General features: G+C 69.8%; 26 protein-coding genes and 1 tRNA gene. 17 read left to right on the forward strand and 10 right to left on the reverse strand.

All coding sequences use genetic code 11. From position 1 onward, the window contains the following. Window positions 1-51 precede the first annotated feature (51 nt). From B1L11_RS22855 to B1L11_RS22865, 3 genes are read left to right on the forward strand one after another with little or no spacing between them, the layout of a single operon-like run. Window positions 52-534: a hypothetical protein gene (locus B1L11_RS22855; RefSeq protein ID WP_079316374.1), complete on the forward strand. Its 483-nt coding sequence runs from the start codon at window positions 52-54 to the stop codon at window positions 532-534. Beyond that, the gene (locus tag B1L11_RS22860) at window positions 534-1,037 is read left to right on the forward strand and encodes a hypothetical protein (RefSeq protein WP_079316375.1); all 504 of its coding nucleotides are present in this window, start codon (window positions 534-536) and stop codon (window positions 1,035-1,037) included. Before B1L11_RS22855 ends, B1L11_RS22860 begins: the two co-directional genes overlap by 1 nt. Before the next feature lie 26 nt (window positions 1,038-1,063). Continuing rightward, complete coding sequence (locus B1L11_RS22865; protein WP_079316376.1) at window positions 1,064-1,426, forward strand: hypothetical protein; 363 nt, start codon at window positions 1,064-1,066, stop codon at window positions 1,424-1,426. On the opposite strand, the gene B1L11_RS22870 is transcribed toward B1L11_RS22865, so the two are convergent. Further along, window positions 1,423-1,794, reverse strand: a complete 372-nt coding sequence (locus B1L11_RS22870; protein ID WP_079316377.1) for a hypothetical protein — start codon at window positions 1,792-1,794, stop codon at window positions 1,423-1,425. The two genes, B1L11_RS22865 and B1L11_RS22870, sit on opposite strands and share 4 nt — an antisense overlap. 277 nt (window positions 1,795-2,071) lie before the next feature. Here B1L11_RS22870 and B1L11_RS22875 point away from each other — a divergent pair, with 277 nt between their 5' ends. The 13 genes from B1L11_RS22875 (at window position 2,072) to B1L11_RS22930 (ending at window position 14,523) form a co-directional block, all read left to right on the forward strand. Continuing rightward, window positions 2,072-6,835 (forward strand): hypothetical protein, encoded by a 4,764-nt coding sequence (locus B1L11_RS22875; protein WP_143737465.1) that lies wholly within the window; start codon window positions 2,072-2,074, stop codon window positions 6,833-6,835. 129 nt (window positions 6,836-6,964) lie between these two features. Beyond that, window positions 6,965-7,228 (forward strand): hypothetical protein, encoded by a 264-nt coding sequence (locus B1L11_RS22880; protein ID WP_079316379.1) that lies wholly within the window; start codon window positions 6,965-6,967, stop codon window positions 7,226-7,228. After that, window positions 7,225-7,515, forward strand: coding sequence for a hypothetical protein (locus B1L11_RS22885; RefSeq protein WP_079316380.1), 291 nt, complete (start codon window positions 7,225-7,227; stop codon window positions 7,513-7,515). Before B1L11_RS22880 ends, B1L11_RS22885 begins: the two co-directional genes overlap by 4 nt. After that, window positions 7,515-7,955 (forward strand): hypothetical protein, encoded by a 441-nt coding sequence (locus B1L11_RS22890; protein WP_079316381.1) that lies wholly within the window; start codon window positions 7,515-7,517, stop codon window positions 7,953-7,955. Before B1L11_RS22885 ends, B1L11_RS22890 begins: the two co-directional genes overlap by 1 nt. A gap of 19 nt (window positions 7,956-7,974) precedes the next feature. Next, window positions 7,975-9,384 (forward strand): hypothetical protein, encoded by a 1,410-nt coding sequence (locus tag B1L11_RS22895; protein WP_079316382.1) that lies wholly within the window; start codon window positions 7,975-7,977, stop codon window positions 9,382-9,384. Between the two features lie 97 nt (window positions 9,385-9,481). Then, entirely contained in the window at window positions 9,482-9,703 is a 222-nt protein-coding gene (locus tag B1L11_RS22900) for a hypothetical protein (protein ID WP_079316383.1), read from the forward strand. 81 nt (window positions 9,704-9,784) lie between these two features. Continuing rightward, entirely contained in the window at window positions 9,785-11,851 is a 2,067-nt protein-coding gene (locus B1L11_RS22905) for a hypothetical protein (protein ID WP_079316384.1), read from the forward strand. A 226-nt stretch (window positions 11,852-12,077) separates the two neighbouring features. Continuing rightward, window positions 12,078-12,440, forward strand: a complete 363-nt coding sequence (locus B1L11_RS22910) for a hypothetical protein (protein WP_079316385.1) — start codon at window positions 12,078-12,080, stop codon at window positions 12,438-12,440. Continuing rightward, window positions 12,437-12,943, forward strand: coding sequence for a hypothetical protein (locus tag B1L11_RS22915; protein ID WP_079316386.1), 507 nt, complete (start codon window positions 12,437-12,439; stop codon window positions 12,941-12,943). Before B1L11_RS22910 ends, B1L11_RS22915 begins: the two co-directional genes overlap by 4 nt. After that, window positions 12,940-13,086, forward strand: a complete 147-nt coding sequence (locus B1L11_RS47035; protein ID WP_179155277.1) for a hypothetical protein — start codon at window positions 12,940-12,942, stop codon at window positions 13,084-13,086. Before B1L11_RS22915 ends, B1L11_RS47035 begins: the two co-directional genes overlap by 4 nt. After that, the gene (locus tag B1L11_RS22920) at window positions 13,083-13,937 is read left to right on the forward strand and encodes a CHAP domain-containing protein (protein WP_256862806.1); all 855 of its coding nucleotides are present in this window, start codon (window positions 13,083-13,085) and stop codon (window positions 13,935-13,937) included. Before B1L11_RS47035 ends, B1L11_RS22920 begins: the two co-directional genes overlap by 4 nt. Window positions 13,938-14,061: 124 nt before the next feature. Then, window positions 14,062-14,418 (forward strand): hypothetical protein, encoded by a 357-nt coding sequence (locus B1L11_RS22925; protein WP_079316387.1) that lies wholly within the window; start codon window positions 14,062-14,064, stop codon window positions 14,416-14,418. 27 nt (window positions 14,419-14,445) lie between these two features. Continuing rightward, window positions 14,446-14,523 (forward strand) — tRNA-OTHER (locus tag B1L11_RS22930). A 66-nt stretch (window positions 14,524-14,589) separates the two neighbouring features. On the opposite strand, the gene B1L11_RS22935 is transcribed toward B1L11_RS22930, so the two are convergent. After that, window positions 14,590-14,859: a hypothetical protein gene (locus tag B1L11_RS22935; RefSeq protein ID WP_079316388.1), complete on the reverse strand. Its 270-nt coding sequence runs from the start codon at window positions 14,857-14,859 to the stop codon at window positions 14,590-14,592. A gap of 100 nt (window positions 14,860-14,959) precedes the next feature. Continuing rightward, window positions 14,960-15,115, reverse strand: a complete 156-nt coding sequence (locus B1L11_RS47040; protein WP_179155278.1) for a hypothetical protein — start codon at window positions 15,113-15,115, stop codon at window positions 14,960-14,962. 84 nt (window positions 15,116-15,199) lie between these two features. On the opposite strand from B1L11_RS47040, the gene B1L11_RS22940 reads away from it, so the two are divergent. After that, the gene (locus B1L11_RS22940; protein ID WP_079316389.1) at window positions 15,200-15,484 is read left to right on the forward strand and encodes a hypothetical protein; all 285 of its coding nucleotides are present in this window, start codon (window positions 15,200-15,202) and stop codon (window positions 15,482-15,484) included. On the opposite strand, the gene B1L11_RS22945 is transcribed toward B1L11_RS22940, so the two are convergent. From B1L11_RS22945 to B1L11_RS22970, 7 genes are all read right to left on the reverse strand, one after another. Then, complete coding sequence (locus tag B1L11_RS22945; protein WP_079316390.1) at window positions 15,459-15,644, reverse strand: hypothetical protein; 186 nt, start codon at window positions 15,642-15,644, stop codon at window positions 15,459-15,461. The genes B1L11_RS22940 and B1L11_RS22945 overlap by 26 nt on opposite strands. Window positions 15,645-15,705: 61 nt before the next feature. Then, window positions 15,706-16,131, reverse strand: a complete 426-nt coding sequence (locus tag B1L11_RS22950; protein ID WP_079316391.1) for a hypothetical protein — start codon at window positions 16,129-16,131, stop codon at window positions 15,706-15,708. Between the two features lie 59 nt (window positions 16,132-16,190). Continuing rightward, a complete protein-coding gene (locus tag B1L11_RS22955; protein WP_372974712.1) occupies window positions 16,191-16,460 on the reverse strand; it encodes a WhiB family transcriptional regulator in 270 nt (89 codons plus the stop codon). Continuing rightward, window positions 16,457-17,023, reverse strand: a complete 567-nt coding sequence (locus B1L11_RS22960) for a hypothetical protein (RefSeq protein WP_079316392.1) — start codon at window positions 17,021-17,023, stop codon at window positions 16,457-16,459. Before B1L11_RS22960 ends, B1L11_RS22955 begins: the two co-directional genes overlap by 4 nt. A 145-nt stretch (window positions 17,024-17,168) precedes the next feature. Then, window positions 17,169-19,409, reverse strand: coding sequence for a hypothetical protein (locus B1L11_RS22965; RefSeq protein ID WP_079316393.1), 2,241 nt, complete (start codon window positions 19,407-19,409; stop codon window positions 17,169-17,171). Window positions 19,410-19,429: 20 nt separating this feature from the next. Next, window positions 19,430-19,564 (reverse strand): hypothetical protein, encoded by a 135-nt coding sequence (locus B1L11_RS51675; protein WP_256862807.1) that lies wholly within the window; start codon window positions 19,562-19,564, stop codon window positions 19,430-19,432. Continuing rightward, complete coding sequence (locus B1L11_RS22970; RefSeq protein WP_079316394.1) at window positions 19,561-19,824, reverse strand: hypothetical protein; 264 nt, start codon at window positions 19,822-19,824, stop codon at window positions 19,561-19,563. The genes B1L11_RS51675 and B1L11_RS22970 overlap by 4 nt, the downstream gene beginning before the upstream one ends. Window position 19,825: the final 1 nt, after the last annotated feature.

Raw genomic sequence — 19,825 nt, forward strand, 5'->3', positions numbered from 1 at the left:
TCCACCCCGACCGCGCGCCCCACCGCGCCCAAGAACAGCAAGGAGTGACCCGTGGCAGACCTGCTCGGTGACGGCAACGTCAAGGTCAGTTTCGCCCTCACCATCGCCGACATCCACAACCCCACCGCCGCTGAATGCAACGCGGCCATCGATTTGCAGACCGTCATCACCAAGGACGGACTCAACATCAGCCCCGAGCAGTCCGCCGTGGACAACACGGCCCTGGCGAGCCGGGACGAGACCGAAGACGCCGGCACCGTGAAGTACAGCCTGGAGCTGACGGTGAAGCGGCAGGAGGACGAGGTCGACGACATCGGGTGGAACACCCTGACCGACCGCCAGCTCGGCTACCTCATCGTCCGCCGCAACAAGGCGCACGAGACGGCGTACGCCGCGGGCGACCCGGTCGAGGTGTACCCGGTGCGCTGCGGTAGGCCGAACATGCAGCCCCCGGAGCTCAACGCGGCGCAGAGGTTCACCAGCAAGCTGTTCAACCACACGGCGCCGGACACCCAGGCTGTGGTGGCGGCCTGATGGCGACGTTCGACGACATCCTCGCCGCAGCGGCACCGCCCACGCGGACGGTGCCGCTGTGCCTGGCCGGGGACCTCCAGGCCCAGTGGGAGGACCTCGACCGGCAGCGCCGCGACCTCGCTGCCCGCCCCGCTGGTGACACTCTCGCCGGCGCGGGCGGGGAGCTGCGGGACGTCACGCAGCGGATGGACGCCGTCCGTGAGCAGATGCAGGCCAAGACCGTGGTGTTCCGCATTCAGGGCCTGCCCAAGCGCCGCTGGTCGGATCTGATCGCCAAGCACGCCCCACGGCCGGAGGACCAGGCCGAGGGCCTGGACTACCACGCGGAGACCTTCCCGGTCGCCGCGTTGGCCGCGTGCTGCGTCGACCCCGAACTCAGCGAGGAGCAGGCCGCCCGTCTGGTGGATGAGATCCTCACCAACGGGCAGTGGGCCGCGCTGTGGCGGGCGATCCTGGAGGCCAACAACCGCGCGGTGGACATCCCAAAATCCGTGAGCGCCTGAGACTGGGCGGCGCGCACGCCGAGGAGATGGCCATCGCCCGCACCTACCAGGTACCCCGGTCACTGTTGTTGGGGCGGCAGGTGCGGGCGGAGACCGTGCACCATTACGACGAGGAGACCGGCCGGCTCGTCCGCTCGACCACGACGTGGGATGCGCTGTGGACCGAGGACGACCTGGCGTGGGCGCTTGCACAGCATGCGGAGGACGCCGAACGCTGCCAGTGCGGGCATCCGCTGTCTGAGACGACGGATCCGGACGCGGAGGGGGAGTACGAGGCCCCGCTGCCCACCAGGTGTCACGCGTGCACCGTGCTGGAGAAGCGGCGGGAGGAGTATCGGGAGTCTCCTCCCGGGCTGCTGTTCTCCGTCGTACGCAAGAGCAAGCCCTAGTTGGCGCAGTCGGCGATCTCCTCGGCGGTGGTCGCCTTGTTCACGCAGTCGATCATCTTCTGGTTGTCGTTGTTGATCTGCTGGACCGTGGTGTTGAAGTTGTCCACGGCTGTGAAGGTCACCCGGGCGCCGTTGATCGCGCCGAGCAGGGCCAGCGCGCCGAGGAGGATCGCCGCGGCGCACGCGCCGCGGTTCGTCGCCCGGCCCTTGCTGACGCGGGCCTGCCCGGCGATTCCCAGACACAGGGCGACGATCGACAGCGGTCCGCCGACCAGGAACAGGATCGGGATCAGGGCACAGGGCAGGGCGAGCAGCGCGCAGATCAACGCGGCCAGGCCGAGCCCGTTGCGCGGCTCGGGCGCCGCCATGGCCGGCGGATAACCGTATCCGGGCGCCGGTGGGCCGTATGGCCCAGGCGGGACAGGTCCGTACCCCGGCCCCTGCTGCGGGGGCGCGTACGGAGGTGCGGGCTGCGGTATCGGCTGCTGGGCCCCGTGGTGGGGGCCGTACGGGGTGCTCATAGGTGGGCTCCCTGTGGGGGCTGAGGGGTCAGTGAGACGAAGACGCCCCATCCGTCGCTGAGGTTGGCACTCCCATCCGGAAATCACGCACTGCCGAATTCGAGCTGGGATGGGGTGAGCTGCTTTGGCGGACCGGACCGTAGTGGTCAAGCTCACCCTCGACAATCGGAAGTTCATCGCTGGCCTGGCCAAGGCCGAGGTTGCTGCGAAGAAGTTCCGGGACTCGTTGGAGGGGTTGTCGGACCCCTTCAAGGACATGCCGAAGGAGTTCCCGCTCCCGCGGATGCCGAAGGAGCTGCCGCTCCCGAAGATCCCGAAGGACCGCCTGCCGAAGGAGGGGGACGAGGCGGCCGGTGCGTTCGCCCGTTCGTTCTCCAAGCGGCTGGAGACCGCCTTCAAGGCCCTGCCGAAGGCGCAGATCACCGCCTCCTCGACGGACGCCGAGGCGAAGGTCCAGACGCTCCGCGCGGCCTTGGCCGACCTGTCCACCAAGACGGTCGGCGTGGACATCGACGCCGACACCGCCCTCGGCGAGCTCGCCGCGATCCGGGCCGAGCTGGAGTCGATCGACGCCTCGGCGGACATCGACCTGCGCGCCGACACCTCCGCGGCCATCTCGCAGATCGCCGCGTTGCAGGCCGAGGTCGACCGTTTCAACACCGACCAGGCCGAGCGTGAGCTGGACGACCTCCGCGCCCGTCTTGATGCCCTGCGCGGGCGGACGATCGGGGTCGACCTCGACGCCGGCGCCGCGAAGGCGGAGCTGGCCGACATTCAGCGGCAGCTGGAGGCGCTCAACCGGTCGTCAGCGAACCCGCAGGTGCGGGTGGACTCTGCCAGCGCCTTGGCCGAACTCCGCGCAGTCCAAGCGGAGCTGTCGTCCACGGACGGCCGGGCTGCCATGCCCCGGGTCGACGCCGACGTGTCCGGTGCGCTGCGGAACATCGCCCTGGTCGGTGCCGCCCTCGCGTCGCTGCCCGCGGTCACCTCCGTCGCCGTCGGCGTCGGGGCGCTCGGCGCCGCGTTCGGCGCCGCTGGCGCGGGCGCTGCTGGGTTCGCCGCGGTCGCGATCCCGGCCGTCGGCCGGGTCAACGAGGCGCTGAAGGAGCAGGCGTCCGCAGCAGGCAGCGCGGGCGCGGCGGGCGAGAGCCTGGCGCAGAAGCAGGCCAAGGCCGCCTCCACCGCGCTGCAGATGGCGCAGGCCCAGGACCGCGTGCGGGACGCCCACGCCGCCGTCCGGCAGGCCCAAGAGCAGGTCACGATCGCGGTCGAGCAGGCCGCCGAGCGGCAGGCGTCCGCGACCCGCCGCGTGCAGGACGCCGAGTACGCCGTGGCCGACGCCCACCGCGCCACCCAGCGCGCCCTTGAGGACCTGTCTCGGGCACGTGAGGATGCCCGCGAGAAACTAGAAGACCTCGCCCTGGCGACCGAGCGGGGCGCCCTGTCGGAGGAGCGGGCGCAGCTCAACATCATCCGCGCTCAGCAGGACTTGGCGAAGGCCAACGCCGACCCCAAGTCGTCGGCGCTGGACCGGCAGGACGCCGCGCTCCGCGTGCGGGAGGCCGAGCTCGCGCTCAAGGAAATCAAGGAACGCAACGGCGACCTCGCCAAGGAGCAGGCCAAGGCCAACGCCCAGGGCATCGAAGGCTCCGACGAGGTCCGCCGGGCCAAGGAAGGCGTCGAGAACGCCACCCGCCGCGAGCAGGGCGCCGAGCGTGACCTGGGCGACGCCCGCGCGGCCGCCGCGAGGGCAGCGGTCGAGGGGCAGCGGTCCATCGCCAAGGCGCAGGCCGGTGTGCTGCGGGCGCAGCGGGACGCTCAGCGGGCCGCCGAGCAGTTGCGCGTGCAGCAGCTGCAGGCCAAGGCCGCCCTGGAAGGCGCGGGCGGGGCGGCAGGCGGCGCCGCCTCCAAGATGTCCAAGCTGTCCAAGGCCGAGCGTGAGCTGGCCGACGACATCAAGGACTACAAGGACGGCTACGAGGACTGGCAGCGGTCGCTCGAGGGTGACGTGTTCCCAGCTATCTCCGCCGGGCTGGACCTGGTGTCCTCCCAGCTGCCCCGCATCAGCCCGCTGGTGCGGACCGCCGGGCGGTCGTTCCTCGACCTGGAGAAGGACGCTAAGGGCGCGTTGGAGGACCCGTTCTGGGGCCAGTTCCTGTTCAATCTCGAAACGGCCATGCCCGGCGCGATCGAGTCCCTCGGGCACACCGCCGGGAACGTCTTCAAGGGCCTGGCCGGCGTCGTCGACGCCTTCCTCCCGCACACCGACGCCGTGACCGGCTCGATCGAGGACGCCTCCAAGGCGTTCGCCGACTGGGGCACCAACCTCAAGTCGAACCCGGCGTTCCAGGAGTTCATCGCCTACGCCCAGGCCAACGCGCCGAAGGTGCTGGAGATCCTGGGCAACATCGGCCGCACGGTCGGGAACATCCTCGGCGCCGGGTCCGGGGCCGGCAGCACCACGCTGGACATCCTGGTGGAGATCAGCGACAAGCTCGCCGGCATGAGCCCGGATCAGATCCAGGCGATCGCGCTCGGCGTGGGCGCGGTCATGGCCGCCGCCAAGCTCGGCACCACCATCAAGCTGGGCGGGTTCCTGCTTCTCGCCAACGTCCTGTCCGAGATGAGCCCGGGACAGATCCAGGCCGTTGCGCTGGCGATCTCCGGCGTAATCGTCGCGGTGAAGGGTTACCAGACCGTCACCGGGATCACCGAGTGGTGGGGAAACCTCCGCGGCGGCATCAAGGGCGCCGGTGACGCGGCGGGCGGCGCGAAGGGCAAGTTCGGCGGGCTGAAGGACGCCCTGACCGGTGGCGGCGGCATGGCCCTGGCCATCACCGGGGTCGTCACCGCTGCCGGCGCCTTGGACCGGGAGCTGTCGGGCCTCAACCCGAACATGGACAACCTGGCCCGTCACCTGGGCGACTTCGCCAAGGGCGGCAAGCCCGCCGCCGATGTTCTCGATCAGCTGGGCGGCAGCGTCAGCTTGATCGATGGGCGGGGCCTGCAGGACATCAGCGACGTGATCGAGCGGATGTCCAGCAGCAACTGGATTGATCAGCTCGACACGAAGATGGGTGGCCTGGCCAACACGATCGGCGGCGTGGTCGGCGTGTCGTTCGATCATGGAGCGGAGCGTGTTTCGAACCTCGACCAGGCGCTGTCCACCATGGTCACGTCCGGGAACGGTGCGGGCGCGGCGAAGTTGTTCGACGCGATCACCAAGCAGGCCTCTGACGCCGGTGTCCCCGTGGCGAAACTGCGCGATTTGTTCCCGCAGTACACCTCGGTGGTCAGCGGTGCTGTGCAGCCGACGAACGACGCGGCCGGGGCGATCAGCGACGCCGACAAGGCCCTGCGGGACTTCCAGACCAACATGGACACCTTCGCAGCGCGGACGGACATCCAGGCCGCGCTGCAGGGCCTGAAGAAGAGCTACGACGACGCGAAGACCGCGATCGAGCAGGCGGGCGGCAAGCTCGACTTCACCCGCCAGATGACGGATAAGCAGCGCGACGCCGTCATCCTCGCGCGGGAGAAGTTCTCCGGCTACATCAACGACATCCAGACGGTCGCCAACCGGCAGGCCGAACTGGGCGCGAAGACCGGGGACGCCGCGAAGGGGATTACCGACCAGAAGGTCACGATCCTGAAGGCGTTGCCGCAGCTGTTCGAGCTGGCCGGCAAGAGCAAGGACGCCCGGGAGGCGATCTACAACCTGGGCAAGTCCGCCGGCCTGTCGAAGGATCAGATCAACAACGCGAAAGATTCGGTGGCCAAGCTGCGGTTGGAGATCTCCCGGCTGCAGAACAAGACCATCACGATCACGATGGTCACCAAGGGGGACAACTCCAAGTCGATCGGCGCGGGCAAAGCGCTGCACGAGGCGGGGGCGATCGAGCGGTACGCCACTGGTGGGCTGCGATCCACACCGCCCGGGGTGGCAAGCAGGCCCACCATCCTGTACGGCGAAGGCCGGGCTCCTGAGGCGTTCATCCCCTACGAACAGCGGTACAGGGGCAGGGCTCAGAAGCTGCTGTCGCAGGTCGCCAGCGACTTCGGGATGCGGGTGACGCCCGCCGCCGGCCCTGCCTCATCCTCCGCCTCGTCGCAGGTGACCGTCACCACGACCAGCACCTCCGGTGCCGGTGAGCTGCGGATCACCCTGGACAACTTGGAACCGCTGACGCGGGCGACGGACAACCTGGGCCAGACCGCGGCGCGTGGGGTCACCGACGCGGCGGGGCAGACCGCCAGCGCCGCCGACCAGGTCAGCTCGGCCGTCGAGACCGCCGGCGGGGACCTGGCGGCGTCCATCGACCGGCTCGCCGCCTCAGTGGACGCGCTGGCCGCGTCGGTGGGTCAGGCCGCCGCTGCCGGGTCCTCGGCCGCAGGGAAGTCCAGCGCGGGCAAGTCCTCCAACACGCCGGGCCTGGTCGCCCCGTCCGGGCCGTCGGCCAAGTCATCCTCGTCCAAGCCGAAGTCGGGGACGGGGACGGCGTCCGGCGAGTTGAAGGCCATGGGCTCGGCCTCCGGCGGCCTGAAGCAGATGACGTCGGCCAAACCGGTCGTCATCACGCCGATGGCCAACGGCGGCCTCGCCAGGGGCCCCGTGCTGGCCGGCGAGGCCGGGCCGGAGGTCATCATCCCCGTCTCCCCGGGCAAGTACGGCCGCGGCCTGGTGACGTTGCACCAGGCGCGAGCATGCTCGGGCAAACCGTCGCACCGCGCCGGTCGGCGCTGGCGCCCCGCTACGCCACAGGCGGTTCGCCGGGGTTCGCCCAAGAGGTCCGCGAGCTGCGGCAGGCGATCGCTCAGATGGCGAAGTCTGCTCCGGCCCAGGGCTTCGGCTACGCCTCGCAAGGGGGGCCGCCTCCGGTGCAGGTGAACATGCCGGGCGCGGTGATCCGCGAAGAGGCCGACGTCTACCGCCTGGGCGGCGAGTTCGGGTTCCACCTCCGCGACCGCGGCTGACCCTTTCCTTCTTCCCCTCGACCACACGAGAGGTGGTTTCCGCATGTCCACGTACGACCCCGACTCCGGGGTTACCTACGGCCAGTGGTTGCGCGACAAAGGCATCCAGGTCAAGGGCGACCGGACCGTACCGCGGCGGCGAGAGACCCGCGACGAGGCGGGTCGCATGGTGCGTGAGGTGACGGAGCTGACCGACTCCGGCGCCGTCGCCACGACGCGTAACCGCTCCTCTCGGCAGGGGGAGCACCAGGACGTCCACGTCCGCATCCCCACGGTGCACGGCGCTGTGGGGGTGCTGCGGCCGTGAGTACAGCGCGGTTTGAGGCCCTCCGCCAGCGCCAGGTGGTGGCGGTGCTGGAGCTGTGTGCTGAGCAGCAGGAGCGCCTGGTGGCGGCGAAGGAGGCCTACGCCGCCAACCCGACGGCGGAGACGTTGGCTGCGAAGCGGGCGGCGATGGCCGAGATGCACAGGTTGCGTCGGTGGCTGCGGGAGAACGGCCGGCCGGTGCTGCCGGGCGGCGACGGCGTCATGGTGGCGGGGGACCTGTCGGGTGAGCCTGCCCGGCCGGCGGGTCGCGTGAGGAGGCTCGGCTGATGGCGTGGTCCGCGAGCGGGATGTTCCGTCAGACGCAGCTCGACCAGTGGGACGATTCCGCGTTGTCCCTCGATCTCACGGTGGAGACGGGCAAGCTGGCGTTCTTCGGCAGCAGTGTGACGCCGAACTACGGGACGGATACGGCGTACGGGACCGCGCCGTGGAACTCGGGCGAGGCCAGCGGGGCTGGTTACACGTCGGGTGGGCCGTTGCTGACCGGCACGACGCTGGCGATCGTCGGCTCGTCGATGGTGTTCGACGCCGACAACGTGCAGTTGGACAGCTCGACGATCACTGCCGAGGGCGCGCTGCTGTACTACCCCTCCAAGTCGAATCGGGCGCTGCTGGCGGTGTGGTTCGGCGCCGCCAAGAGCACGCAGGACGGCACCTTCCTCATCACCTGGGCGTCCGGCGGCATCGCCTCGTTCGCCATTCCTTAACCCCGGAGGGCGGTGAGCGGTGCTCCTCAAGAACAATTTCTCCGGCGGGACGGATGGCGCTGGTATCACCCCGGAGAATTCGGGCGGCGTGTCCGGGGATGCGTTCACCAGTGTTTCCGGGGTCCCCACCTACACCACCGCCAATGTCTCCGGGCAGCGCGGCCCGATGGCGGCCATCCTCACCTCCGCTGGCAGCGTGCGCTGGTCGTACACCCTGTCAGGTCGAGACGTATGGGCACGCGCCTACATCTGGCTCACCGGCTACCCGTCGAGCTTCACCGACTTCTTCATCACTCTTCGGGGCGCTAGCAGCGACCTGACGCAGTTGTGCATCAGCACGACAGGGAAGCTATCCATCCGCAAGAGCGGGGCTTCGCCAGACCAGGCGCTACAGACTGGCTCGGTTCCCCTTAACCAGTGGGTCCGTGTCGAGTTCTCTGTTCACATCGGGACCACCACATCGGACAGCACCTGCGAAATCCGCCGCTACGACAGCGCCGACGCAGCCGCCGCGTCGTGGTCTGAACGCACTCAGGCGTCAGCGATCGACCTGGGCACCATAATCCCGGTCGGGATCGCCTTCTGGCGTGCCAGCGGTGGAAATTACGAGTACGACGACGTGGCTGTTACCGATGTCGGCTGGCTCGGCCCTGCATCATTCGGTGCCCAGGCCACCCCATCCGTCCTCACGGGCACCTGGTCGCTGCCCACCCTCACCATCTCCACCGGGTCCGGGATCGCCCCATCCACCCTGACCGGCACTTGGACCCTGCCTGACCCGGAGATCGCAACGGCGAACGGGCTGACCCCGGTCAACCCCAACACTCTCGCCGGCACCTGGGCGTTGCCCGCCCCTACGGTGCAGGCGTACTCGAACATCACGGTCACGCCCGAGACCCTCGTCGGTGCCTGGCAGGTCTACGACCCGGTTGCCGGGGTGCCCGTCAACCCTGGTGACGGGATCAGCGGCCCGGGGCAGGTCGAGTGGAACGGCTTTCTGTTCGGGCCGGGCACCCCGTACACGCCGCAGCAGCTCGACGGGTGGGTCACCGACATGCCCGGGTTGGACTCCGGGAACGTCCCCCAACCGAGCAGGCACGGCTCCTACCCGGGGCGGAAGTTGGCGCAGGAGCGGCAGGTCACCCTGTCCGGGCTGATCACCGCCAACCCCGGGGACATCGAGCAGGCCATCGAGGACCTCATCCAGGCGACACCCGTCTTGGAAGACGACGTCGAGCTGCCGCTGGCGATCCGCGTGCTCAACAACGTCTACGTCGGCTACGGGTCCGTCACCAGGAGAAGCATCCCGCTCGACATGGTCGGCATCGGCAAGGCGAAACTGACGATCCAGTGGACCCTGTCCGATCCCGTCCTGCTGTCCCAGTCTCTCAGTAGCGCGGTCATCGCCGACGCGCCACCCAGACCCTGACGAACCTGGGCAACGCCGCGACCTACCCGCTGATCAGGATCCCCGGCCCTCGACCAACCCCGCCATCGAGATCCAACGGACCGGTGGCGACGCGAGAGTGCTGGAGTTCAACACCACTGTCCCGTCCGGCCAGATGCTGATCATCGACACCTACTACGGCACCGCACGCCTCGGCGGCAACGACGTCATTTCCACCCTCTCCGGAACCTCGGTGCCGGTCTTCGACCTCGTGTTGGCCGCAGGAGCGAACGCGGTGACCTACGACGGCGGCGGGTCCGCGCCCGGCATCACCCTTCTCTGGCGGCACGCCTACCTCTAACCAGCGCAAGGGGGTGAGCCGTGCCAGCCCAGATCCGGGACGTCTCCTACGTCTCCTACAGCGGGACCGGCACTCCGCGACGTGCCCGCCCCCGACTCCCGCCCCGGCGACCTGCTCCTGGCCATCCACTCCGCCGACATCGGCAGTCTCAACAGCATGGCCGTCGACGGCGGCGGCACCTGGACCGCGATCGCCGCCCGGGGCCGGGACGGCGGCGCCGGCGGCACGAAGGTCTACCGCCGCACCGCCACGGCGGCCGAGCCGAGCACCTACCAGTTCACCCAGTCGTTCTCCGCCGACAACACGGTGACCATCCTGGCCATCCCGGGCGGCTCGTCGACCGGCATCGTCATCACCCAGCAGGGCGCGGCCGGCAGCACCCAGGACGTGACGGCCCCGGCCGCGACGCCGTCGACAGGATCGGGGCTGGAGCTCCGCGTCGGAGTGGCGTTCAGCCTCAACAGCAGCACCACGCTGTCGTGGCAGACGCCGACCGGGTGGACGCCCGTACGCTCCGCGCAGTCGCGGCAGTACGTGGCGGCCACCGTGGCGTCCCGTGCCATCGTGTCGTCCACGCAGGTCGCCGCCGCGACCTTCCGTACGAGCCGCAGCGTGGGCGAGCAGCAGGGCTTCACCATCCTGATCCCCACGACCGGGTCCACGCCGACGCCGCCGGTGATCCCGGACACCGCACCCGGCCGCGGCTCGGGCCTGTACAGGTACATGTGCCACGACCTGCGGACCGGGGCGTACATCACCGACATCCGCCCCTCGGATTGCACCTTCGACCGGCGGATCGGCGAACCGGGTACCTTCTCCGCGACGCTGCCAATCCCGAACAAGACGGTGGCCGAGGAAGTCGCCCGCATCGTCCCCCGCTTCTCCTCCGACTTGTCGACCGGGCCGGGCCGGTTCACCGTCCGCATCTGGCGGGCCGGCGTCCTATGGGGCGAGTACTGGATCACCGCCGCGCAGATCTCACGATCGCGCCGGGGCGGTATCAGCGTGCAGCTCCGCGGGTCCACGTTGGACGCCTACCTGCGGAACGTGCCCGTCGAGTCCGACCTGTCCTACAGCTCGGACCAGATCGCGAACGCCAGGTCGCTGATCACCCACATGCAGGGTTTGACAGGGGCGAACATCAGCCTCCAGTTGCAGCCAGGCACGTCCGGCGTCACCCGCCCGCTGGAGGTGAAAGCCTCCGATGACAAGACCTACGGCGATGCCCTGGCCGACTTCGCGCGCGAGTACAACGGGTTTGAGTACGTGATCGACCCCTCGTTGAATGCGACCACGGGTGAGGTCGAACGGTGGTGGCGGTGGGGCTACCCGAGGATCCAGGGCACCACCACGCACGTCGTCACCGAGTCCCCCCACGGCGGGGACATCCTGGAGTGGTCCGAGCAGATCGACGCCCTGCGCGGCGCCACCCGCGCCCGCGTCAGGGGCGGAACGCCGGAGGTCACCGACGCCGAGGCCGGGTCCGAGCCGGTCTACTCCTCCTGGGCGAGCTCGGCCACGCACTTGGCGGCCGGCTGGCCCCGCATCGGGCAGCGGGTTGATCACCCGGGCCAGTCCACCAGCACGAGCGAGCTGAACGACTATGTGGTCCGGTGGTTGGCCGCGATGGCAGGGGCGGTCCGCGTCTACAGCTGCACGGTCGCGCTCGGCGCGAAGACGACGCTGTCCCCGTCGGCGTTGGGTGACCAGGTCAGGCGCGTGATGGTGAACGAGTGGTTTCCCAGCGTCGACGGCGGTGCCGGTGTGAACCAGTCCCAACGGTTGATCGGGATCGCGATCAGCCCGGTCCGGCGTGGTGTCGGCAAAGAGGAAGCGCAATTGATCTTGGAGGAGCCGACGATCAGCGATCTCGCTGACGACAGGTTCCCGACCGAGCAAAACCGCGACATCCGCCAGCTCCAGCGGAACGTCGACCGGCTCAGCAACGACGCCCGGACGGTCCGCGGGGTGCCTGTGCCGCGAGGCACGGACCTGTCGAACCCGCCGAATTTCTCGTCGCCCTCGGTGCAGACGGGCGATTACGCGAGCGCGAGCGCGTACACGGCGCTCCGCGCTGATGCGGCAGCGCTTCACGACACCGTCCGCGACCTGATGAACAGCCTGCGGAACGGCGGCGTGATCACCTAACCCCGCCCCATCAACGTGCCGCCCGCCCACCAGATCCGTCGCAGGTCGGTGAAGAAAACAGCGGGCGGCACCCCCTCGACGTGACGGTACGCCTGCCCCGAACAGGCACCCATCACACCAGCAAAGGGGACGCCACGTGCGCCGATGCACCAGCCCGCGAAGACACACCGACCGCGCCCGAGCGTCGTCTTGGCATGCCCTGCAGCGGCGTGTGGGGCGCAGAGGCATGTTCCTGCTGCTCTTGGCATACCTCGACCTCGTCTCCGCGATCCGCTTCGCCTGGCCCTCACCAGACGTACTGCACACCCCCTCGTACGCGTTCCTCGCCGAGCTGGCGCCGCTATGGGTGTGGGCCGTGCTGTGGGCCGGCGTCGGCGCGCTGTGCCTTGTCCAGGCATTCGTGAAGCGCGACGCGATCGCGTTCGGCTTCGCGGCCGCCCTCAAGTTCCTGTGGGCGGCCATCTACCTCATCGCGTGGGCCCTCGACGAGGTGCCGCAGGCCTACGTGACCGTGACGTTCTGGGCGTTCGCGGCCCTCGTTGTGCACGTGATCTCTACCTGGCCCGAGATCCCCAAGGGAGACCAATGACGCCCCTGGCTTTCCACCTCGCCGCCGCGGCAGCAGGGTGGAGCCCCGAGAACTGGGTCGCCGTGATCGTGGCAGCGGGCGCGCTGCTCGGCACCGCCATCACCGGCCTGTTCGCCTTCCGAACCTCGGTGAGGACGAACAAGACCCAGGAACGGATGGCCGAGCAGTCGGCCACGATCGAACGCGCGAAGGTCGTCTCCGAGGCGTTCGAGCAGGCCAAGGCGATCTATGACCACGCGATCGACGAGCTGCGCGAGGAGCTCGACCGGGTCCGCGCCCAGCACGAGAAGGCCCTCGAGCAGCTCGACCGGCTGAGCGAGAAGTTACAGGCCGAGCGTGGGACGAATCAGGAGATCCGCGACGAGCTGCACAGCACCCAGCGAGAGATGGGTGAGATGCGCACGCGGATGGCGCACATGGACCGGCTGATCAGCACGCTGCGCAGGCAGCTCGTCGAAGCCGGGCTGACCCCGACCGAACCAGTGTCCCTGGAGGGCGCATGAGCGAGAGTCTGCCGGAGCCGCGTAACGGTGCCGGCCCGACCGAGTCGGATGAGGAGGAGGTCCTCCGCGCGCTGTATGGCGAGCCGGACGACGACGGCATCTACCGCGGCCCCGGGCCCGACCAACCGGATGGTGTCCAGTGACCGCCGCGAAGATGCTGGCCGAGGCCCGAAAGGACCTGGGGCTGGTCGGCCGGCCGAACCACATCACCCGCGAGTACGCCAAGGCGCACGGCAACGAATACCTTGACGCGCCCTGGTGCGACATGTCGGTGACTCACTGGGCCCACCGATCAGACAACACAGCCGCGGTGCTCCCGCAGGGGGACCGCGCCTACACCGTCACCCACGCCCTGGACGGGCGCGCCCTCGGCCGGTGGCACGCGGGCACGGCCGACAACATTCGCCGCTTCGCACAGCCCGGGGCGATCGTCTTCTTCGACTGGGGCGGGTCGGACTCGATCGGCAACATCGACCACGTCGGCGTCGTCGAGCGCAACCTCGGTGACGGCAGGGTGCAGACGATCGAGGGCAACACCGGCGACGCCTGCAAGAGACGCGTCCGCGGCCCGAGCGTGATCGCCGGGTTCTGGAACCCCGACTACAGCAAGCAGGAGGACGACATGCCGCTCACCGACGCGGACGCGAAGAAGGTCGCCAAGGAGGTCCTGGCCAGCCTCACACAGGAGGTCGGGAAGGACCTGTGGGCGGCTCGCCAGGGCATCTTCAAGCCCGGCTCGAAGCTCGACTTCAAGACGTTCATGCGGCAGGTGTGGGCGTACGGCAAGGACGGCTACGCCCAGTCCAGGGCGATCCGCGCCGAGCTCGGCGCACTGAACGCCGCGGTGAAGACGCTGGCGGAGGCTCTCGCGCAGCGCGACCAGGCGATCGACGCCGACGCGCTCGTCGAGCGGATCCGGCAGGAGATCTCCCAGGTGACCATCCGCCTGTCCACTGCGCCGGCGGACGACGAGGCCAGGACCTCGCAGGGCTGACCCGAGCACTGGCCCGATTTCATACCGGCTCATATACCGGCCACCTTCTGACCTGCCCGAACAGGGTGGGTCTTCTTGTTTTCCGCCCCGGTTTGAGGGCGGCCGTCCCCTGAAGGAGGGGCATATGCCCACGATCTTCGGCCGCGAGCCGGCACTATGGCTCGGCCTGTTCAGCGCCGCCCTGCAGATGTTCGTCGCCTTCGTGGTGCCGCTGCCCGACACCACGGTCACGGCCATCAACGCCGTCGCCGCCGCGGTCATCGGTGTCTGGCTCGCGTTCGTCACCCGGGCGGCCGACGGCGGCTCGTCGATCCAGTCGGCGATCCTGGGCTTCGCCCAGGCGGTGATCACGCTGGGCCTGGCATTCGGGCTGAACATCACGGCGGAGAAGACGTCGGCCATCATGGCGTTCCTGGCGCTGCTGGTGGCTGCGTTCGTCCGGCAGAACGTCTCGCCGAAGACCGCGGTCGCGCGGACCTGAGCTGAGGGCACCGCACGGCCCTCGGGTGCTCTCGTGGTCCAGCGGCCGAGGACACCGCCAGCCCCGGTGGCGGTGGCGCGGGTTCGAATCCCGCCGAGAGCACCAACGAGTAGAGCGCCCGTCCTTCCCCCTTGCGGGGAGGGACGGGCGCTCTTCGTCATGCCCGCCTGGTCAGGCGCGCTTCCAGTGCCACCTGCGGTCGCTCGTGTAGTACGAGCACCGGTAGCGCTTGCTCGTGACCTTGGCGTACCCGTACTTCCCGTGCGCGGTCGCGGGGCAGTAGGCGCCGGGGGTGATGCAGTTCCAGTGGTTCCCGACGCGCTTGTAGCAGCTCGCGGTCGCCGAACTGGTGGAGGCGTCGGCGGAGGCGATCGCCGCGGCGGTGGGGACGATGAGGGCGGCTGCGGTGAGCGCGCCGGCGACGAGGAGACGACGGAGCAAGGTGTTCTCCCATGCTGGGGGACGTTGGCCAGGAGAGGACGGGCCTGGCGGCGCCGCGGTTCACTGGCCCCGGCCCCTGTGACCCCAGGAACCTCGCTGGCTACGCCTCCTGCTCGGCCGGCTGCTCCACGTCGGCGGCACGCTCCTCCTGCGGCAGGCCGGACGGCTCCTCGAACCCCCAGAGCCGTTCCTGGCATCGCCGGCGGGTGATGCGCACGAGTTCCTCGGCAAGACGATCGTCCGCGCTCATCCTCATGCCGACCATGGTGCCGCCCGCGCGTTGGGGCCGCCACTGGTGTTCGTAGGATCAGCCCCGGACCAGCACACCCAGGGGGACCCGATGGCCGACTACGAATTCCCGACCGACCTCATCGAAGCCCAGCGAGCATTCCTGGCCGCCAGCATCAAGGTCGCGGAGATCGACGCCCAGTACCCGCGCCCGACCGCCATCGCCGCCGGCGAGGCGAGCATCCCCGACGAGCTGCGCCAGGCGCACGCTGAGGCATGGGCCGAACGAGACCGCACGCTCGACGTTCTGTACGGGCACTCGTGGTGGATGGAAGTCCCCCGGGCCGAGCACCATGCGGCGCGCATGGCGCTCAGGAAGGCCGCGCAGGAAGGCTGACCACCTCAACCAGGTCCGCCAGATCCACGAGCTCGGCGACCTCGGCCACCGTTTGGGCGAAGGTGATGTGGTAGCCGAGGTGCCGGACGCGGAGGACCTGGCGGCCGTTGAGCACGACGGTGTCGACTTCCCAGCCGTCCACGCCAACCCACTTCCCCACGCGGGCAGGATAAGAACCAGCAGGTCAAGAGCCCGCAAAGTGGTTCGCCGTTGAGCCTGTGTCAGCTGTCGTCGGCGAGGTCCCGGGCAATCATCTCGGCCCACCTCACCACCATCTTCCGCTTCTCAAGCGGCAGGCCGGCGGGAACTCTGAAGCTCGCCGTCGAGTCCTCTCCAGGCGCAGGAACCTCCAGCCCGAGATACTGAGCGGCGGTCAGGTGACGAAGCGTCTCCAGATGCTCGCGATAGCGGGCCTGCTCCATGGCGGCGCCCTTGCGTGCGGCCATCGCTGCAGCGAGAGCCCGGAGCCGCCACAGCTCGGGTGCCCTGTTCACTCTGCCGTTCAGCAGGTCGATCACCCACTGCACGCGGAAGGTGTTGCCGGTTTCCGGATCGCGGGCCCGTTCGGTGAACGCGTTCTTCGAGCCGCCGTCGTAGCGGTCGATGTGCGCTTGCAGGCAGTCGCCGAGGGGGGCCTGGCCGGTCATGTTGATCCTCACCTCAAGGTGACGCTAGCGAATGGAGGCAGACAGGGACAGGGCCAGCTTCACGCAGCCAGCGCGAGGCTCTTCAGGCGTTTCCGCTCCTTCTCCGTCGTCCCTCCCCACACACCAACCTCGCCGTGCTCAATGGCGTATGCCAGGCACTCGGAGACTACCGGGCAGCCACGGCAGACGGCTTTGGCGAGTCGGCTGGAGACGGGGTCGTTCGGTTCGGCGAAGAACAGATCGGGGTCGATCTCCGGGCACACTGCCCAGTCCATCCACCCCGCGGCCGGGTCGCGGGCGAGTAGCTCGGCGAAATCATCTGGGGTCACGGGGCCCCTCCGCTAGCGGTCGGTGCCATCTCACCGGTCAGCCAGCGGCCGTTGTACGGCAGCACCCGACCCGCCGCCACCAGCCGATACACCTCGACGTAGGTCTCACCGAGCGCGGCCGGGGTGGCAGCGACCCGCCCCGCAGCAGCCCGGAGCCGCCTTGGGACGCCAGCGAGGACCTCCAGCGCCGTGGTGCAGTCGACCAGCTCGGCCTGCCATGCCTCCACCGGGTCGCCCTTGGTGGCCGAGGCGATCCACGCCAGCAGCTCGGCCTGCCGTAAGGCGGCCATTCGCACGAGCGTGACCACACGGTCGTACTGGCCGAGGATGGCGATGCCGAAGTCGAGCAGCTGGTCGACGAGCTCACGGTCGGAGGCGAACGGCGCATACCCGTGGCCCCCACCTGTGAGCGGCCAGACGCCCAGCGCGAGCGTCGCGCCAGTCAGGGGGGCGTACGCGTTCGGATGCAGCCCAGTCGCCCGGCAACGACCGCACAGGTCCCGCCCCAGGCTGCCCAGTTCGCTCGTGTCGGCGGCCACCTCGGCGTGGCTCGTCCAGCTCATGCGCACCCCCGCGCGAGGTCACGGGGTGTGACGGGCGGCGGCGTCGCATCGTTTCGTTCCGCCAACCCCCGTCTGCCCTCATATACGGGCCATGGGGGAGGGGCTGTGAAACGAATCTCAGAAGGGGCTGTGAAACGAAAACCGCTCACTCTCGGTCACCATCTCCGCTGGGCTCGGCACCGTCAATGAGGCCCTCGGCCGCGCGCTCCGCGGCCTCCTCCGCCAGCCGCTCGACGTCGTCGGCCGCGTCGTCCACGCCCTCGATCCCGAGCCCGGCCTCCAGCTCGTCCGGCGACGGCACGGCGAGATACCAGCGTGCACTGCGCCCCTTACCGCGCAACTCGGCGACGTTCTCGAACCGCAGCCGGTCCAGGCACCTCCAGGCCCCGGTCTTCGACACGCCACGCTCGTACCCGGCCGCCTGCATGGCCGCCTCGACCTCGCGGACCGTCGTGCCGTCCGGGCGGCCCAGCATGCCGACGAGGAGCTCGCGTAGCTCGGGCTCGATCTCGGTCTGCTCCGCCGCCTGCCTCCGGCGGGCAACCGCCAACGCCCGCCGCTCCCCAGGCGTAAGGGACGTGTCCAGCGTGCTGCCGGCGGCGGCGAGTGCTGCTCTCGCCTTCTCGCGCGCTGCGGCGCCCGGGTCCGCGTCATCGTCGTCGTGGTAGGTGGGCATCGGGGGTGCCTCCGTCGTCGGGGCGGCCGGTGCGGGCCGCGGCGAAGATGTCGAGCCCGCCGTACGGCGCGGCTCCCAGGGCTCGGTGGACAGCAGCGCGTCCACCAGGTCGGCGCCCATCTTGTCCCGCAGGTAGGCCATCAGGCCGGGCTCGAGCTCGCCGGGGTGGCGGCCTTCGACGAGGCGGTCGATGTCGGTGAGCTTGTCCAGCCGCCAGGTGCGCCCGCTCGACCAGTGGCCGCTCATGTCGGTGGCGAGGATCACCCCGGCGTGGCCTTCGCCGTAGCGGCCCATGTCGGGCAGCGTCAGGCCATACTCGCCGACCGCGTGCTGCATCTCCGAGCGGCGGTTGACCTTGCCGACGAGGACCTGGTCGATGTTGGCCCGGATATCGCCGGACCCCAGGTTGCTCACGGTGCCGCGCAGGCCCACAGCGAGCACACCCACAGCTTCGGAGCGGCCGGTGCCCGTGAGGTACTCGAACTCTCGCCGCGTCGCCATGCCGATACGGTCGTTCGGGCCCAGGAGCTTGTCGGTCTCGTCGACCACGACGATTACTGCCTTCTGGTCCGGCTGCGGCTCGACGGTGGCCTCATCCCCGTCCTCGGCCGCGCCGCGGTAGTCGATGATGTGCCGGGCCATCTCCAGCAGCCGCAGGGCCTTGACCCGCTCGGCGGGGCCGCACGCTGACGCCCCACACGCCCGGCGCCAGCGGCGGGCCTCCTTGCCCTTGGAGACGTTGATGAGGATGACCCATGCGTTGTCGGCCGCCGTCAGCCGTTCCAGGGCGTTGGACAGCAGGACGGTCTTCCCGCCACCGGTGGTGGCCACGACGAAGATACGCTTGGCTCCCTCCTCGTCCCAGGCCGTGATTTCCAGCGGGCGGCCGGTCTCGGGGTCCATGCCGATGATGGCCGGCTCGCGCACGTCCGCCACGGGCGGCAGGGGGATCTCCGGCGTCGGGTCGAGCAGCGGGTGCGGCAGCTCCACCCAGGGGTCCTTGTAGCGGATGCTGACTGTGATGCGCCCGGCCCGGTCGGGGCGGCGGACCTTTACCCGGGACGTCTTCAGGCCCTCGATCTCGGCGATGCGCTCCTCGATGTCACCGCCGACGATCTGCGAAGCACGGCGGCCGGTCCCGACGGTGTCGATTTCCATCTGCTCGCCGAGCCGGGTCTCGCGCCAGTCGACCAGGTGGCTGCCGGCCAGGCCGTACAGGTGCGCTTTGCGGTGCCAGTCGATTTTGGCCTGCTCCCAGGCGATCGCGGTTTTGATGGCGGGGTCGCGGCGGTAGGCGTAGTAGGTCAGCGCTCCTGTGGCGGCCCCCAGCCAGGTGGTCAGGCCGTACGGGCCGGAGGTGACGCCCCACTGCGCCGCCGCCGACAGCCATAGGCCGCCGGCCGCGGTTGCGAAGGCGGTGAGCAGCGGCTTCTGCTCGCCGGGCAGGTTCATCGCCCTCATGTACATGCCGAGCGTGGCGAATACGGTGACGGGAAGCCCGGGCCAGGCGGGCAGGTCGAGGGCGTGGGCACCGGCGGCGGCGCCGTAGGTGCCGGCGATGACGGCGAGCGGGCCGCGGCGTAGATGGTCGGCCTGAACCCACCCGGCAGCGCGGCCGAGCAGCCCCCAGCGGGGACGCGGCTGCTCGACCGCGCTGTCGTTGGTGGTGGTGTCGGGCTCGTGCGCCTGGGGACGCGTCGAGGTACGCACCCTGGTTCCTTTCAATGTGCTCAGGAGGCGTTGCCGGTGAAGAACCGGCCCTGGAACGGCATCTGGACTCCGGACGCGGCGAGCGCGAGGACCTCGCCGTAGACGGCGACGAACTGCTGGTGGGCCTCGGCCAGGCGCTGGGCGGCCTCGCTCATGTGCTCGCTGTAGGAGGTGATGCCGGAGACTGCCGCCGGGTCGAGGCGACCTCGTTGACGCAGTTCTCCCGGGTCTGGACCAGGGCCTCGGCGTAGCCCAGGACGCCGGCGGTCTCCCCGGCCATGAAGGCGACGAGCGCGGTGTCGTCCTCGGGGACGAAGTTGGCGACGCGGTTGATCAGTACGGCCCAGTCGAGCGGGGGCGCGGTGACGCCCCCAGGCTCGGCGGGGGCGGCCGTCTCGGTGGTGGTCTGAGTCATG

It is taken from the genome of Microbispora sp. GKU 823 (genome assembly GCF_002027145.1).
Lineage (GTDB): Bacteria > Actinomycetota > Actinomycetes > Streptosporangiales > Streptosporangiaceae > Microbispora > Microbispora siamensis.